Annotated in this window: 19 protein-coding genes and 2 tRNA genes; 9 read left to right on the plus strand and 12 right to left on the minus strand. The window is 64.9% G+C overall.

All coding sequences use genetic code 11. From position 1 onward, the window contains the following. The first annotated feature begins 170 nt into the window (after positions 1–170). Positions 171–1,217 (plus strand): glutathione S-transferase family protein, encoded by a 1,047-nt coding sequence (locus ACFR9U_RS12640; protein WP_247380583.1) that lies wholly within the window; start codon positions 171–173, stop codon positions 1,215–1,217. On the opposite strand, the gene ACFR9U_RS12645 is transcribed toward ACFR9U_RS12640, so the two are convergent. After that, a complete protein-coding gene (locus ACFR9U_RS12645) occupies positions 1,218–3,260 on the minus strand; it encodes an HsdM family class I SAM-dependent methyltransferase (RefSeq protein WP_247380581.1) in 2,043 nt (680 codons plus the stop codon). It abuts the gene before it with no gap. Positions 3,261–3,369: 109 nt separating this feature from the next. Beyond that, entirely contained in the window at positions 3,370–3,504 is a 135-nt protein-coding gene (locus ACFR9U_RS12650) for a hypothetical protein (protein WP_282594369.1), read from the minus strand. Positions 3,505–3,794: 290 nt separating this feature from the next. Here ACFR9U_RS12650 and ACFR9U_RS12655 point away from each other — a divergent pair, with 290 nt between their 5' ends. The 5 genes from ACFR9U_RS12655 (at position 3,795) to ACFR9U_RS12675 (ending at position 6,310) form a co-directional block, all read left to right on the plus strand. Further along, positions 3,795–4,286: a hypothetical protein gene (locus ACFR9U_RS12655; protein ID WP_247380579.1), complete on the plus strand. Its 492-nt coding sequence runs from the start codon at positions 3,795–3,797 to the stop codon at positions 4,284–4,286. A 90-nt stretch (positions 4,287–4,376) separates the two neighbouring features. Next, complete coding sequence (locus ACFR9U_RS12660; protein ID WP_247380577.1) at positions 4,377–4,553, plus strand: hypothetical protein; 177 nt, start codon at positions 4,377–4,379, stop codon at positions 4,551–4,553. Between the two features lie 54 nt (positions 4,554–4,607). Beyond that, positions 4,608–5,198, plus strand: coding sequence for a hypothetical protein (locus tag ACFR9U_RS12665; protein ID WP_247380575.1), 591 nt, complete (start codon positions 4,608–4,610; stop codon positions 5,196–5,198). A gap of 24 nt (positions 5,199–5,222) precedes the next feature. Beyond that, on the plus strand, positions 5,223–6,065 hold the full coding sequence (locus tag ACFR9U_RS12670; RefSeq protein WP_247380573.1) for an aldo/keto reductase: 843 nt from the start codon (positions 5,223–5,225) through the stop codon (positions 6,063–6,065). A gap of 71 nt (positions 6,066–6,136) precedes the next feature. Next, positions 6,137–6,310 carry a hypothetical protein gene (locus ACFR9U_RS12675; protein WP_247380571.1) on the plus strand — a complete coding sequence of 58 codons (174 nt, stop codon included), beginning with the start codon at positions 6,137–6,139 and terminating at the stop codon, positions 6,308–6,310. A 1-nt stretch (position 6,311) separates the two neighbouring features. Here the strand turns inward: ACFR9U_RS12675 and ACFR9U_RS12680 are convergent, their stop codons facing one another. After that, positions 6,312–6,665 carry a cupin domain-containing protein gene (locus tag ACFR9U_RS12680; protein ID WP_247380570.1) on the minus strand — a complete coding sequence of 118 codons (354 nt, stop codon included), beginning with the start codon at positions 6,663–6,665 and terminating at the stop codon, positions 6,312–6,314. Between the two features lie 110 nt (positions 6,666–6,775). Here ACFR9U_RS12680 and ACFR9U_RS12685 point away from each other — a divergent pair, with 110 nt between their 5' ends. Next, the gene (locus ACFR9U_RS12685; protein WP_247380568.1) at positions 6,776–7,522 is read left to right on the plus strand and encodes a DUF429 domain-containing protein; all 747 of its coding nucleotides are present in this window, start codon (positions 6,776–6,778) and stop codon (positions 7,520–7,522) included. Positions 7,523–7,585: 63 nt separating this feature from the next. Here the strand turns inward: ACFR9U_RS12685 and ACFR9U_RS12690 are convergent, their stop codons facing one another. From ACFR9U_RS12690 to ACFR9U_RS12715, 6 genes are all read right to left on the minus strand, one after another. Further along, on the minus strand, positions 7,586–7,780 hold the full coding sequence (locus ACFR9U_RS12690) for a cold-shock protein (RefSeq protein WP_247380565.1): 195 nt from the start codon (positions 7,778–7,780) through the stop codon (positions 7,586–7,588). Positions 7,781–7,782: 2 nt separating this feature from the next. Continuing rightward, positions 7,783–7,977 (minus strand): cold-shock protein, encoded by a 195-nt coding sequence (locus tag ACFR9U_RS12695; protein WP_247380563.1) that lies wholly within the window; start codon positions 7,975–7,977, stop codon positions 7,783–7,785. Positions 7,978–7,979: 2 nt separating this feature from the next. Beyond that, positions 7,980–8,174 carry a cold-shock protein gene (locus ACFR9U_RS12700; RefSeq protein ID WP_247380561.1) on the minus strand — a complete coding sequence of 65 codons (195 nt, stop codon included), beginning with the start codon at positions 8,172–8,174 and terminating at the stop codon, positions 7,980–7,982. A gap of 524 nt (positions 8,175–8,698) precedes the next feature. Continuing rightward, positions 8,699–9,367: a hypothetical protein gene (locus ACFR9U_RS12705; RefSeq protein ID WP_247380559.1), complete on the minus strand. Its 669-nt coding sequence runs from the start codon at positions 9,365–9,367 to the stop codon at positions 8,699–8,701. Positions 9,368–9,480: 113 nt separating this feature from the next. Continuing rightward, on the minus strand, positions 9,481–11,013 hold the full coding sequence (locus tag ACFR9U_RS12710; protein ID WP_247380557.1) for a PQQ-binding-like beta-propeller repeat protein: 1,533 nt from the start codon (positions 11,011–11,013) through the stop codon (positions 9,481–9,483). A gap of 285 nt (positions 11,014–11,298) precedes the next feature. After that, positions 11,299–11,372, minus strand: a tRNA-Phe gene (locus tag ACFR9U_RS12715). A gap of 192 nt (positions 11,373–11,564) precedes the next feature. On the opposite strand from ACFR9U_RS12715, the gene ACFR9U_RS12720 reads away from it, so the two are divergent. After that, positions 11,565–11,837 carry a hypothetical protein gene (locus ACFR9U_RS12720; protein ID WP_247380556.1) on the plus strand — a complete coding sequence of 91 codons (273 nt, stop codon included), beginning with the start codon at positions 11,565–11,567 and terminating at the stop codon, positions 11,835–11,837. A 91-nt stretch (positions 11,838–11,928) separates the two neighbouring features. Here the strand turns inward: ACFR9U_RS12720 and ACFR9U_RS12725 are convergent, their stop codons facing one another. The 3 genes from ACFR9U_RS12725 to ACFR9U_RS12735 all read right to left on the minus strand — a co-directional run bounded on the left by ACFR9U_RS12725 (position 11,929) and on the right by ACFR9U_RS12735 (position 13,410). Continuing rightward, positions 11,929–12,276: a DUF7344 domain-containing protein gene (locus ACFR9U_RS12725; protein ID WP_247380554.1), complete on the minus strand. Its 348-nt coding sequence runs from the start codon at positions 12,274–12,276 to the stop codon at positions 11,929–11,931. Between the two features lie 80 nt (positions 12,277–12,356). Then, positions 12,357–13,022 carry a winged helix-turn-helix domain-containing protein gene (locus tag ACFR9U_RS12730; RefSeq protein ID WP_247380552.1) on the minus strand — a complete coding sequence of 222 codons (666 nt, stop codon included), beginning with the start codon at positions 13,020–13,022 and terminating at the stop codon, positions 12,357–12,359. Between the two features lie 314 nt (positions 13,023–13,336). Beyond that, positions 13,337–13,410 (minus strand) — tRNA-Val (locus tag ACFR9U_RS12735). A gap of 84 nt (positions 13,411–13,494) precedes the next feature. Here ACFR9U_RS12735 and ACFR9U_RS12740 point away from each other — a divergent pair. Further along, entirely contained in the window at positions 13,495–13,998 is a 504-nt protein-coding gene (locus tag ACFR9U_RS12740; protein WP_247380551.1) for a DUF192 domain-containing protein, read from the plus strand. Positions 13,999–14,052: the final 54 nt, after the last annotated feature.

Genomic DNA, 14,052 nt, shown 5'->3' on the forward strand with positions numbered 1-14,052 from the left:
AGCCGTCGAACTACAGTTCTCGCTGGCGCGTGATCGGTTCACAGTCCGGACGGCCGCTGCTCACCCCGTGGCGACCACCGGAGACATCCAGCTCGAATCGCAAGACAGCAGGCGGTTACGCCGGTGTCACTGGCCTGTTTTTACAGCTGGCGGCCATATTCGGTGCCAGCATGAACCAGCTCGTAGACGGCGAGTGGCGGACCGGCGAGTACGAAACGACCAACGAGAACGGCGAGTTCGAGCGCCAGGAGACGACCTTCCACGAGCGCATCAAAGACGCCCCCGACGCCGAGTTCCCCGCGGAGGCGGGACGGTATCACCTGTACGTCTCCTACGCGTGCCCGTGGGCGCACCGAACGCTACTGGTCCGGGCGCTGAAAGGATTGGAAGACGCGATCACCGTCGACGTCGTCGACCCGTATCGCGACGAGGACGGCTGGCAGTTCACGCCCGAGAAGGACGGGTGCACGCCCGACACCGTCAACGGCTACGACTACCTCCGGGAGGCCTACACCGCGGCCGACCCCGACGCCACCTGCCGCGTGACCGTCCCCGTCCTCTGGGACAAAAAACGGGACACCATCGTCAACAACGAGTCCGCGGAGATCATCCGGATGCTCGACACCGAGATGGACGGCGTCGCCGCGAGCGGCGCGAGCGGCGGCTCGTCGGACGTGTCCGACGGCGTCGCGAGCCGCGACGTGGACCTGTATCCCGAGGGCTATCGGGACGAGGTCGACCGCATCATCGACGAGATCTACGAGCCGATCAACAACGGCGTCTACCGAGCCGGGTTCGCACAGAGTCAGGACGCCTACGACAGCGCGGTCACGGAGCTGTTCGACGCGCTCGCCCACTGGGACTCGGTGCTGGCCGAGCAGCGCTACCTCGCGGGCGACCGCCTGACGGAAGCGGACGTCTGCCTGTTCACGACGCTCGTTCGCTTCGATCAGGTGTACCACACCCACTTCATGTGCAACAAAAAGCAGATCCAACAGTACGACAACCTCTGGCCGTATCTCCGGGACCTCTACCAGACGCCGGGAGTCAGCGACACCGTCGATATGGACCACATCAAGGAACACTACTACACGACCCATCCCGACGTGACGCCCTCGGGCATCATCGCGGCGGGACCAGACCTGGACTTCGCGGCCGACCACGACCGCGACGAACTCCCGGGCGGCCCACCCGAGGACCTGCTCCCGCTGGCGTAGTCACTCCTCGACCAGCGGCGGGACGGCCTGTTCTCCGGTTCGCACCCGTCTACGCACCATCTCTTCTCTGAGTTCGCGACATCGGGCGACCGAGAGGCCCACGTCGATCGCGTCGAGGACCAGGCGGTCCAGCCGGCGGGCGGCGTCCCGATCGCCGGCCAGCAGCGCGTCGGTCGCCGCAGCGATGGCCTCGCTGGTCGCCGGCGAGAACGACCGAGGATCGGGCACGCGGAGCGTCTCCAGTTCGTAAGTCATCACCTGCAGTGCGCCACCGCCCTCGGACCGCCCCCAACACTCCAGCAGCCCCTTGGTGAGCGTGGTGTTGAGGACGCCGAGGAGCGTCCGTGCGTCCACGGCGTCGTCGACCCACAGGCAGTCCACGGCGTTGCTCGCCAAGAGCCCGTCGGGATTGGCGACGACCAGCACGCGCTCGTCGAAGAACTTCGGGACGAACACCGCCGGAGCGGTGAGGTCTCCGAGGTCGAACCACACCGACCGCGACGCACACGAACTGCGCTCGTGGAACCCCTGTCGCTCTCCCCACTCGACGTAGTCGCGCAGCGCGTCGTAGCCGTCACGGGCGAGGGCGTCAAGCACCGCGGCTTCGAGGTCGTCGCGCCCGTGCTCGGCCCGGACGGTCGTCACGTAGTCGTGGACGTCGAGGAGGGACCGGTCGGTGTCGCCGACACCGACGACCCGCTCGTCGACGTCGCGAATGCTCTTGATCGCGGGCGTTCGGAACCGGTCGGCGACGTCGGCAGCGCGACCGTCCGCGCCGAGGAAAAAGAAGTCGTTCGCGCCCGTCATGACGCCGCGGTGGACCGTCGTGAACGCGCCCAGCGGCGTGAGCGCGTCGTCGGCGAGCAACCGGATGAACGGCGCCGGCGCGTCGAGGTAGGGCATGTGTTTCGACGCGTCCGCGTCGGCGAGCGCGCGCTGGTGGACGGTAACCGTCCGGATGCCGTCCCCGTGGCGGACGGCCATCGACGAGTCAGCAGCGAGCGATCCGGCCGCCTCGATCGTCGAGAGAAGCGTCGCGACGGAGACCTGCTCGTCGAGCCGACAGAACCGAACGGGCGTCGCCCGACGTGCCGCCCTGCTGTCGCAGCGCTCGGCCATGAGGAGGACGGTATCGATCAACGCGTCGTCGAACGCGCGAGCGCCGAACCCGACGACGGCGACGACGCGGTAGTGGTCGAAGAGGAACCGCTGGAAGGATTCGCCGTATCTGGTCGTCAGCCACTTCGCGGGGAGCACGACGCCGAGCCGGCCGCCGTCGCGGAGGAACCGCGTGGCGTGCGTGACGAAGTAGACGTAGGCGTCGCTCCGTCGGCTCAGCGCGCGGTCGCCGTCGCGATACGGCGTCCGGCCGGCCGGTCCGAAGGCGCCGAGATGCTCCCGCGCTCGGTCGATGTCGGTGTGTTCCTGCCGGACGTACGGCGGGTTCCCGACGACGGCGTCGAACTGGCCAGCGCTCACCTCGGCTGCCGTGGCGGTGCACGAGCGGGCGGGACCGGGCGCAACGTCGAAGAAGTTCGCCTCGTACAGTTCGAGGGACGCCGTCTCGGCGTCGGCGGCAGCGAGCAATCGGTGCGCAGTCACCGCCAGCGGGATGGGGTCGGCGTCGATCCCGACGACCTGTTCGAGGCGGTCGGCGGGGGGCCGATCGGGTGCGATCGCGGCCAGTCTGTCGTGTGCGACCAGCGTGAACACGCCACTGCCCGTCGCCGGATCGAGCACGCGAGGGCACGCGTCGTCGGCCCGTGGCTGGATGGCCCACCGGCTGAGCGCCGTCGCGAGCGCTGGATCGGTCGTGAAGTGGCCGCCAGCCGCTCGTTCCTCCGCTGAGAGTCGGGTCTGGTAGGCAGTCGCGGCCGGCTCGTCGTCGCCTTCGAGGACGGCCGCTACGTCGGCCAGGCGGGCCCGGACGTCAGAATCCGTCGTTGCCTGTGCCAGCCAGTCCGGACGGGCGTTCCCATCGGCGGCCGCGACGAGAGCCTCGAATCGCGTCGCGAGTGCTGACGCGGACTGCCGGTCAGGCATGTCACTGGGAACTCCACGGCCAGCACCAAATACGCCAGGGTGGACCACCCCGGAAGCGATGGGCTACCGACCACTCGGTTACAGACGTCACGGAGAACAGGCGTCGGAACTAGACGCGCGGCGTGCGATGGCTGAGGACCTGCTCGTCGTGGTCCTCCCGGCCGGCGTTCGCAGTGTTTCGTCCCGTCACCATCGGGACGACCGGCGCACCGGTGTTCTCCGCGTCAGTGTACCGTCGTGTCATGGTTCGAGACGGCGACAGGCAGGCGAAAACCCCTCCCCCTGCACTCGTTCGCCGTATTCTATCACGGTCGTTCACCCAGCATAAACGTAATCATCTTTCATCTTAAACTATAGTTATTTTATAAGTCAGTATTAGGATTATGTATAAATCCGCGTATTATATTACGTAATAAAATCCCCTCGGCAGATAACCACCAGACTGCGAGGGGGAGAGTTGGAATAAGTGTTAGTGAAATGCTAGTACTCCACAGCCGGAAAGTCTTTTACTACCGATGAATGTGGGTTGTATATATGCGGCGACGCACCTTCCTCGCTGTTATGGGGGCGGGGACACTGACAGGTTGCAATGCACTGGGTGGGAACAGTACCTTCGAGTCGAAGAAACCGGGCGATGCCTTCTCGAACGTGGGGACGCCGTCCGGGTTGGGGAAAGGCGATACCGGGACGAGCGCCCGCGTCACCCTCGGGAAAGGGCAGTACACGAACCTCGGCTTCGAACTCGGTGAGCGATCCAAGATGGTCGTCACCGGGCAGGTCACCAAGAACGCGCCGATCGACATGTACGTCATGACCGCCAGCCAGTTCAACGATTTCAAGCGCAAGCCGAACCTGGTTCCATCGGAGACGGCAGCCGAAGGCGTCACGTCGATCGACGTCACGAATCGGTTCTCCTCGGGGAATTACTTCCTCGTGTTCGACAACACGCCCCTCGGACAGACGGAACCGTCCGGAGAGGCCGTGGCCGATTTCGAGTTCGTCCTGACGGGGACCGGAAACGGCTAGCACGCGAGTTCGACGACGCAACCGCCGTGAGATAGCGACCGAGCGGCACCCCGACGGCGATTTTTATGCGATCCACGCGTAGAGAGATCCATGACCAGTATCACCGACGGCGAGTCGCTCACCTGTGAGCACTGCGGGGCGACCGTCGATCCCGCGGACGCGACCCGGAGCAAGACGATGGGTGACCTGGATCCGACGAAGTGGCAGACGCTGTGTTGCCCAACCTGTGGCGGGCGGCTCAAGACGGTGTACGTCGGCGACGAGTGAGGGAGAACTGTTGAAAGTACAACTACTTGTGAGAGAGCGTGAAACTGTCGCGTCATGCGACGGCGAGCGCTGCTCACGACGGTCGCGGTCAGTGCCATAGCTGGGTGTCTCGATCGCGGTCAGTCCGGGTCACCGACCGAGAACGACGAGCCGTCCGCCGCCGACGAGACGCCACCGCGGACCGAGACGCCAACGCCGCTTCAGCGATTCGAGAGCGTCCCACCGAACGACGTGATCTCGGACGTCGGAACCCCAGCGGGGCTGGAGGCCAATGAAACCGGCACGAGCGCCCGCGTGCGGCTCGAACCGGGCGAATACACGCGCCTCGGCTTCCAGGTCATCGAGAACACGGAACTGGACGTCACCGGACAGGTCACGAAGGGTGCGCCTATCGATCTCTACGTCATGACCGGCGTCCAGTACAACGAGTACAGACGCGAGCCGAACGTGGTTCCCGCGGCGGCGGCGATCGAGAGCGTCACGTCGATCGATCTCACGAGAGGGTTCTCCGACGGTAACTACGTCCTCGTGTTCGACAACACGTATCAGGGGGAAACCAGCCCCTCAGGGCCAGCCGAAGCGACGTTCGACTTCGTTCTGCGGTCGGACGCCGAGTCCGACAGTGGCACGCCGGCCAACACATAACCGACTCGCGCTCACAGAGGTGATATGGCAGTCACGAACGAGAGCGACACGTTCGACATCGGCGGGGAGTTGACAGTCCATCGACTCGGCTTCGGTGCCATGCGGCTGTGCGGTCCAGAGGTCATCGGCCCGCCGGACGACGAGGCCGCTGCCCGAGAGGTGCTCCAGCGGGCGGTCGATCTCGGCGTGGACTTCATCGACACGGCAGATTCCTACGGCCCCGGCGTGAGCGAGCGACTCGTCCGGGAAGCCGGCGTCACCGGAGACGCCGTCGTCGCGACGAAGGCCGGTCTCTTGCGGAACACGGACGGCGACTGGCTCCCCCACGGCGATCCCGACTACATCCGCAACCAGGTGCTCGCGAGTCGGGATCGGCTCGGCGTCGACACCATCGACCTCTACCAGTTCCACCGTCCGGACCCGGACACGCCCTTCGAGGACTCCGTCGAGGCGTTCGCCGAACTCAAAGACGAGGGACTGGTCGACCACGTCGGCCTCAGCAACGTGACCGTCGATCAACTGGAGACGGCCCGCGACCAGGTCGAGATCGCGACCGTCCAGAACCAGTACAACCCCGGCAACCGGGACGACGCCAACGTGCTGCAGGCCTGCGAGGAGTACGACATCGGCTTCATCCCCTGGTTCCCGCTGGGTGCCGGCGACCTCGGCGAAAAGGCGGCTGTGCTCGACGAGATCGCCGACGAGCACGACGCGACCCGGATGCAGGTCGCCCTCGCCTGGCACCTCCAGCACTCACCGGTGACGCTCCCGATTCCCGGCACGTCCAGCCTCGACCACCTCGAAGAGAACGTCGCCGCCACGGCGATCTCGCTCAGCGACGAGGAAGTGCAGCGACTGAGCGAGTGACACAGAACGAACAGGTATGCGCCAGCGCGGGCCGAAACAGATAACAGCGGACGTGTGATACCACCGACTATATGGAAGACGAGGCGTGGCAATCTATCGACATTATCAAGAACAAGCAGGGGAAGCCACACGTCCTCCAGCAGAAGGTGAAGGTGTACACCAGCGGGATGACCGAGGAGTCGGCAGGATACACGAAGCCGCTGCTCGAACACCGGCTGGTGCCGCTGGAAAAGCTGACGAAGTAGGTCAGTCGTCCGTCTCGCGATCGGTCCAGAAATCGAACGAGCGGCCGGGAGCGAACACGTCCAGACCGACTGCCGTCGCGTCACCGGTGTTTTCGACGCGGTGTGACTCCCAGGGGTCGAGCCAGACCGAGTCGTACTGGCCGAGGGTCGCTTCCTCGTCTTCCGTGTAGATGGTGAGTTCGCCGGCGAGGACGAGACACACCTGGCCGTTCTCGTGGTCGTGCATCGGCGAGGAGTGGCCCGGCGGTTTCTCGAACCACTCCAGACTCACGTCGTCGTCCCCGGCGAGCGCGACGCGTCGCCAGCCAGCGTCCGGTTCGTACGCCTCGGCGTCGTCGAAATCGATTCGGTCCATGTGTCTGCTCAGCAGCGTCGAGCCTCTCGGTTCTGTCGGTTCGCCCCGAGCCTGCGGCGTCGGCCGGGATCGCCCCGCCCTTTTTGCGTGTCCGGTTGCTCTGTTCGGTGATGACCGACGACGCGCTGTTCCTGGGCGTCGCGTACACCGACGACGGCTGGCTGGCGGCCGCCTTCGACGCCAGCGGGTTCGCCCACGCCGACGTCTTCGCCGAGGTCGGCGAGATCTGGGCGCGTTACGAGGAGGTCGTCGAGCGGATCCTCGTGGACGTCCCCATCGGACTCGTCGACAGCGGAGAGACGCCCCGTCCCTGTGAGGAGCCAGCCCGCGCAGTGCTGGGTCCGCGGGCGACGGCAGTGACCGATCCGCCCGTGCGGGAGGCCGCTCGAAAGCGCCGCTACCCGGCCGCGGACCGCGTGAACCAGCGGAAAGCCGACCGCCGGCTCTCGAAATCGGCCTTCGCCGTCAGCGACGGCATCGTCGCGGTCGACGAGTTGCTCCAGGAAGTGACCGAAGCACGCCCGGTGTTTGCCGAGGCGCATCCGGAGGTCTGCTATCGCGCCTTCGCGGGGACGACGCTCGAACGGGAAAAACGGACCGCCGGCGGGTACGCCGAGCGGATGCGCGCGCTGGTGACGTTCACGCGTGACGCCCCGCCGGTCGTCCAGGAGTGCGCTGAGGCGACGGCCGGACACGACGTCGCCGTCCACGACGTGCTGGACGCCGTCGCGCTCGGGTACACCGCGCGCCCCGGACCGGGCTCGCTGCGGTCGCTCCCAGCGGACCCGCCGACCGACGCCACCGGGCTGCCGATGCAGATCGTCTACCGCGCCGAACAGCCGCTCGAACCGACGTGACCGACCAGCGCAGTCGCTCACCGGTGTGAAAGAAATGAAAATCGCAGTGCAGGTCTGAAACGCTTACAGTCGGGTGACGTTGGTCGCCCGCGGACCCTTGTCTGCTTGTTCGATGTCGAATTCGATCTCCTGGCCTTCTTCGAGGTCCGGGCCGCCGACGTCTTCCATGTGGAAGAACACGTCTTCGTCCGCGTCGTCAGTCTCGATAAAGCCGTAGCCGCCGGTGTCGTTGAAGAAATCGACTTTGCCTTCCGCCATCGTTAGAGACGCTCCACGTTGGTCGCTCGCGGACCCTTGTCGGCCTGCTCGATGTCGAATTCGATCTCCTGGCCTTCTTCGAGGTCCGGACCGCCGACGTCTTCCATGTGGAAGAACACGTCCTCGTCCGCGTCGTCAGTCTCGATGAAACCGTAGCCGCCGGTGTCGTTGAAGAAATCGACTTTGCCTTTCGCCATCGTTAGAGGCGCTCCACGTTGGTCGCGCGCGGACCCTTGTCGGCCTGCTCGATGTCGAATTCGATCTCCTGTCCTTCCTCAAGGTCCGGGCCGCCAACGTCTTCCATGTGGAAGAAAACGTCCTCGTCCGCATCCTCTGTGTCAATGAAACCGTAACCGCCTGTGTCGTTGAAGAAATCAACCGTACCGTTTGCCATTGCTTCTAAAGAGAACGGAGGGAGGGTATTAACACTTCCGCGACAAGAGATACCACGACCCGGCCGAAATTCCAGAGCCGACTCGGTCAGAGCCGCGGATACAGCCATACGAAAATAGACAGATTACAGAGAAGACACGATCGGACGTCGAGCCCGCAGCGAGTGGCCGCCGCCATCCGTTTCTCAGTTCCATCGCCGTCGCGTCACGGACAGTTCCGTCGACGATGTCGAAAAGCAGAGAGGTCTAGCACGCGAGCACGACACAGAGAACCGACGGACGGCGACGTGGTCGTTCGGATGGCACAGAGGCAACACCAAGCGTCGGGAAACCAGACAGCGTACCACGCACATGGCGGGCCGCGGGAACGACGCCCAGAGCGAACCAGCAGCACACACCGTCAGTGACGCGCTGACGCGAGCCTCGTCGGCCGATAGCTGCGAGCGTGCCAACGCTGTCGGTCGAACTGACCACAGGTCCGCCACGGACGTTCCGACAGTACCGAAAACAGCCCCAGAGTGTCGCATCAGTCGACGTGCGGCACGATCTCGTCCGCGAGGAACTCCAGGTACTGCCCAGAGTCGAATTCGGACGGCCGATACACCTCTACGTACCCGCTCCGGGCGGCCGTCATCTTCACGTCGCTGTCGTCGTAGGCGTAGGACAACCCGAGCTGGTTGAGCGTCGAGTCTTCGAGGGTTTCCCGGAGGTCGTGAGTCCGGCGCAGATCCTCGCCGTGGAAGATACCGTTCACGGCGTCGTCGCCGGTCCCGTTGAAGCCGGCTTTCCAGGGCGTCGCAGCCTCCTGTTCGGCGAAGAACGCGTCGAGATCGAGCGTCGCGCGTTCGATGGTCGTGTTCGTCTCGGCTCCGATGAGATCGAACGCGAACGTCCCGCTCCCGCTGTCGACGGCCACGAACTCGCCGGGCACCCCCACGAACTCCGTGTACCGCGTGACGGGCCCTGCCGCCTCAGTGACGTGAATCTCGCCGTCCTCGATCGACGTCTCCGTCCGGGCTGCGAGTTCCTCGACGGCGGCGCGACCGGCGAACGCCATGCCCCCCGACGGAAGTGAGAACACGCGGTCGATCACCAGACAGCGCTCGAGTTCGTGGTCGTCCTCAGTGACCGTCTCCGAGACGGAATCGACCGCCTTGAACGAGCCGTCGACGACGCCAAGCACTCCTGCCTTCATGTACACCCTCCATCAAAGCGACATATAATAACGTTTGACCTCGTTATCGGGCGACACATTCCGGGATCGTCCCGGTGTTCCGAAGTTCGTAGCTGCCCGTCGAGGAGCGCAGGTCACTCCGCTGCTCGCAACGCGCGCAACGGCCCACTCGGCTCGTTGAAGTAGGTCACGCCGTCCGCAACCGCAAGTGAGCCTGGGACGCTCGATGGGACGCGCTTGGCCCACAGTTTCTCGCCCGTCTCGGTGTCGAACCCGTACAGAGTACCCTGCTCGCTCGTGACGACGAGCACCCCGTCCGATGCCGACGGCGGCCCCAGCACACCGTCGGTCGCCTGAGACGCCCACTCGACGTTGCCGTTCGCGGCGTCGAGGCCGACCATCCGATAGTCGTTCGCACGCTGTGCGTACACCGAACCGTTCCCGACTGCGATGCGTTCTTCCTGGAACGGGCCAGGTGCGAACCAGCGTATGCGACCCTCGCTCAGATCGAGCGCAAGCAACTTCGAGGGAGTGAGCGCAAAGACAGTGTCGTAGGCGATGGTCGCAGCAGCGATCGGTTCGCTGCTGGCAGCCGTCCATCGGACGGAGCCATCCGCGACGTCGATGGCACGGAGCGGGTCGCCGCCCGCCAGGACGACGCCATCTGCAACCGGTGGCGGACCCGCCAACCTTCCAGCGGCGTCTGCCGTCCAGGTGACCTCACCCGAGGCCACGTCGATCGCGTGGAGCCGACCGTTCGACGTGTACACCCGCCCGTCGACGATGGTCGTGCCGCCGTCCCAGATCTCGCCGTCGGACGAGACTGTCCAGCGAACGTCGCCACTGCCGGCCTCGACGGCGCGGACGTCTTCCGGAGTGCCGAACGCGACGACGCCGTCCCCGACTGCGAGCGTGCTGGTTCGGGCGGCCCCCTCGTGGACCCACTGCTCGGTGCCGTCTTCGACGGACAGCGCCCGGACGTTTCGACCGGCGTACACCGTTTCGTTTGCGACGACCGGGCCCGACACGTCGTAGGCGTACTCGACTGCCGAAACGGACCACGCCGACGTCGGGCGGGAGCGAGGTGCCTCCGTCCCCGGGGTAGCCGCGCTCGCGCCAGGGTCGTACGCGACAGCAGGCCACGCGTCTCCGCCGGCGACGGCTGATCGACTCGACGGCGTCACGAGTCCCGGATAGTCCGCGTACACCTCGTCGTTCTCGAAGGTCGCGTCGAAGCGGAACTCGCCTTCCTCCGGTCGATCGAAGCCATCCTCCCCGACGAACCGCGGCTGGAACGCGAGGACGACTTCCCGTTCGAGGCCGGACGCAAGGAGCACGGGTCGTTTCCGATCGATCGACCCCTGTGCCTCCGTGTGAGACAGTTCCAGGACGAGCGTGGCCAGCCGTGCCGCATCACCGGTGTTTTCGACAGTCACAGCGACTTTGACCATCTGCCCCTCGCCGTCCAGGCGTTCAATCCCGTTCACCTGCAGTGGACCGCTGTATCCGGACTGCCCGCCGCCCTCGTCCGGCGTTTCGGAGTTGCCCGGCGTCTCTGACTCACTTGCGTCGTCGAGAAATCCCAGACAGCCAGTCAATCCACCGAGTGAAACGACAGCCCCGGTCAGATAGCGACGGCGCGTCACCAGTGATCGGTCATCAGCCATACCCACCAGTGAGGGACAAATGGTAAATAAATCTATACAAATTGGTGTCAGGCACGCTCCTGTCCGTACACAGGACGATTCACCCCTGTCGGCGCTGGGGTTGCAGAAATCGACTCACGTTCACGGGACACGCCCCGCTCGGCGTTGTTGCGTCGCCGAAAGGGATGCCGCCTCCCGGATTTGAACCGAAATCAGACGTGCTCGCTCCGCTGCGCGCGACTGATAGGGTTCAGAAATCCGCTCGGGTCGCATTTCTGTCGCTCACGGAATTGTTCGCGACAGAAATGCCGCCTCCCGGATTTGAACCGGGGACAGCCCGATCTTCAGTCGAGTGCTCTCCCAGTCTGAGCTAAGGCGGCACGCCGTCAGGCGTATCTCGAACGATGCGGGTGGTAGAAAAAAGGATTTCGAAAGTCTCGTCAGGAGCGATCCCAGCCAAACCAGGGCCACACCAACTGCCTGGGACCGAACGGAGGGCCTACAGTCATCGCCGCCGAAACCCGTCTATGGACGGCGACGGCGGAGGTCCAACCTCGACCAACCCATCCCGAATGGACGTCCCCGAACTGACAGCGGCACTCTACCGGCACCTCGCGGCGACCGAACAGTTACCGCTCGATCCCGTTGCGAATCGATGGCTCGGGGAAGCGCAAGCGGTAGCGGCCGATATCGCCACCAGTGACGTGACCCCGGCGGTAGCGATCGACCGTGCGGCGACCGTCGTGCAGTTGCTGGAGAGCACTGGCGACATCGACAACCCGGAGGCCAGCGAGCACGTCGCCACCAGCCTCACACTCGCTCGGGAACTCGCAGCCAGAGCGTGACTGCATGTGCGGAGAGCGCGTCAGCGGGACCGATCGGAGACAGGGAACTCCTGACCGAGCGTCGAGATGCCTCACGTCGTGACCGGCGTGGTCACTCGTCGCGCTTGACTGCGAGGAATTCGAGGAACGGCGTGAGTTCCTCGATCGTGTCGAGCGACTCGGCGACGTTGGCAGCCGGGTCGTACGTGATGATACCGAGGCTGTCGAGTCGCGGAAGGTGGTTGTGATGGAGTTCGGCCGCGATTCTGTCCGAATCGTGAATCGGCAACGCCGTTCCGATCGCCAGTTCGTCTGCCAGTTTCTGGACCCCCATAGCACCGTCACTGGCAGTGAGCAACCGCAGGACCGCTCGCCGCTGGTCGTTTTTGAGTGCGTCCAGCAGGGACTCGACCGGGAGTCCCTCGCGGTCGGGGCGGTTGTGAGAGAGTTGGCGAGGCATACCCGGCTGTATTCGCGGCACTACCAAAGGATTAAATCGCGAACGCCAATCACGAACTGATTGCTCACCCCGACGGCGCGTCACACGTCCCGCGTCTGTTCGGCATCGACGAGTCGGTCGAAGAACTCGCTCGCCCACCGACCGGCAGCAGGGGTATCGTTGCTGAGGACGGCTGCACTCTCGTCCGGCGCCGCTGGAACCACGATCACGACGGTCTGGTCAGCCACCAAGACCTCGTAGGGCGCTGTGGTCGACGCCTCGTAAATCTCCGCGCCGGGGGCCGCACCGACGGCGTCGAGGACAGTCGCGTTCGTCGGCGGAACGTACGCTGTGAGCTCGGTCGCGTCACGGAGCGGCCCAGCAGCCTCACTGACTGCTGTCGTCACGTCGCCGCCATCGGCCCGGGAGAGCGACGCACCGTCGAGCACCCGAGTGTCGATGCTGGCGTCTGCAGGCAGTCGCGACAGCACCTCCCGAAACTCGGCCATTGTTCCGAGACCGTCCGTCGTGTGGCGGAAGTTCTGACAGAACAACTGTCCGAAGTTCGTGAGAGAGTACCCATCCGCCGTCGAGGTCAGGATTCCCGCCTCCTGGAGTTCCCGATACGCGCGGTCCAGCGTCGGCCGCGAGACGTCGACCTGCGCGGCGACCGCCTCCTTGTCGAGCGTGCCGTCGGCGATCAACTGCAAAAGAGCGGCTCGATTGTCCATGAGACGAAAGAGTTCGACGACCGAATCGGAACCCATTGACATCTGATTTATGTGTTGGGAACAAAACGATACTGGTTGTCAGGACCCGAATCCAGAGACAGCGATTCGATGCGAAGGGTTCGGACGGATTCGAACTAGATGCAGACGTGCTCACTAACGTTGCGCGCGACTGCCAGAATTCGAATCCGCCGAACGTTTTGTACACGCGGCGCTCGGAGGTGAGCGCCGCGAGAACCGCAGTGGGTTCGGGCGGATTCGAACCACGCGGACGTCGCTTCGCTCGTCCGCTGGGCCGCGAATCGCCCTCACGTACGATTCCGTCGCTCGCGGGTTGCTCGCGACAGGAATAGTGGGTTCGGGCGGATTCGAACCACCGACCTCGGCCTTGTAAAGGCCGCGTCATAACCAACTAGACCACGAACCCTACACCGGACAATACCCACGCCGAAGAATAACACTTTCTCTCTCGGTCGATACGCTTACCCGGCTCCCAGTAGACCACACTGCCATGCCCTCGAAGGTGGCCGCCTCGGCGACGGCGGGCGTCTTTGCGATCATCGTCGCCGCCGTCGTCGTCCAGACCGGCGTCCTCGCACCGCCGCTCGACGAGAGCGACTACGAGACCACCACCGTCACCCTCCAGGACCAGGACGGCACGAATCGCTCGACCGTCGACGTTCGCATCGCCGACACCGACCGGAAGCGATACGTCGGCCTCAGCGAAACCGCCTCGCTCGGCGAAGACGAAGGGATGCTGTTCGTCCACGAGCGCGAGGAGCGCCACGCCTACGTGATGCGGAACATGTCCTTCCCGCTCGACATCGTCTTCATCGACGCGAACGGGACGATCACCCGCATCCATCACGCCGAGACGGAGCCGAACACCGCCAACCGGGACCTCACCCGGTACCCGGGGACCGGGAAATACGTCCTCGAGGTCGAGCGCGGCTACACGAATCGGACGTGCATCGAGGAAGGAGACACCGTCGTCATCCCCGACGCCGTCGACTAACCCCGGGAAACACCCGGATGCGACGCCCTTTTGCGGATCGACCACCTGTTGAGA

This window comes from Halorientalis brevis, from assembly GCF_042678165.1.
GTDB classification, from domain to species: Archaea; Halobacteriota; Halobacteria; order Halobacteriales; family Haloarculaceae; genus Halorientalis; species Halorientalis brevis.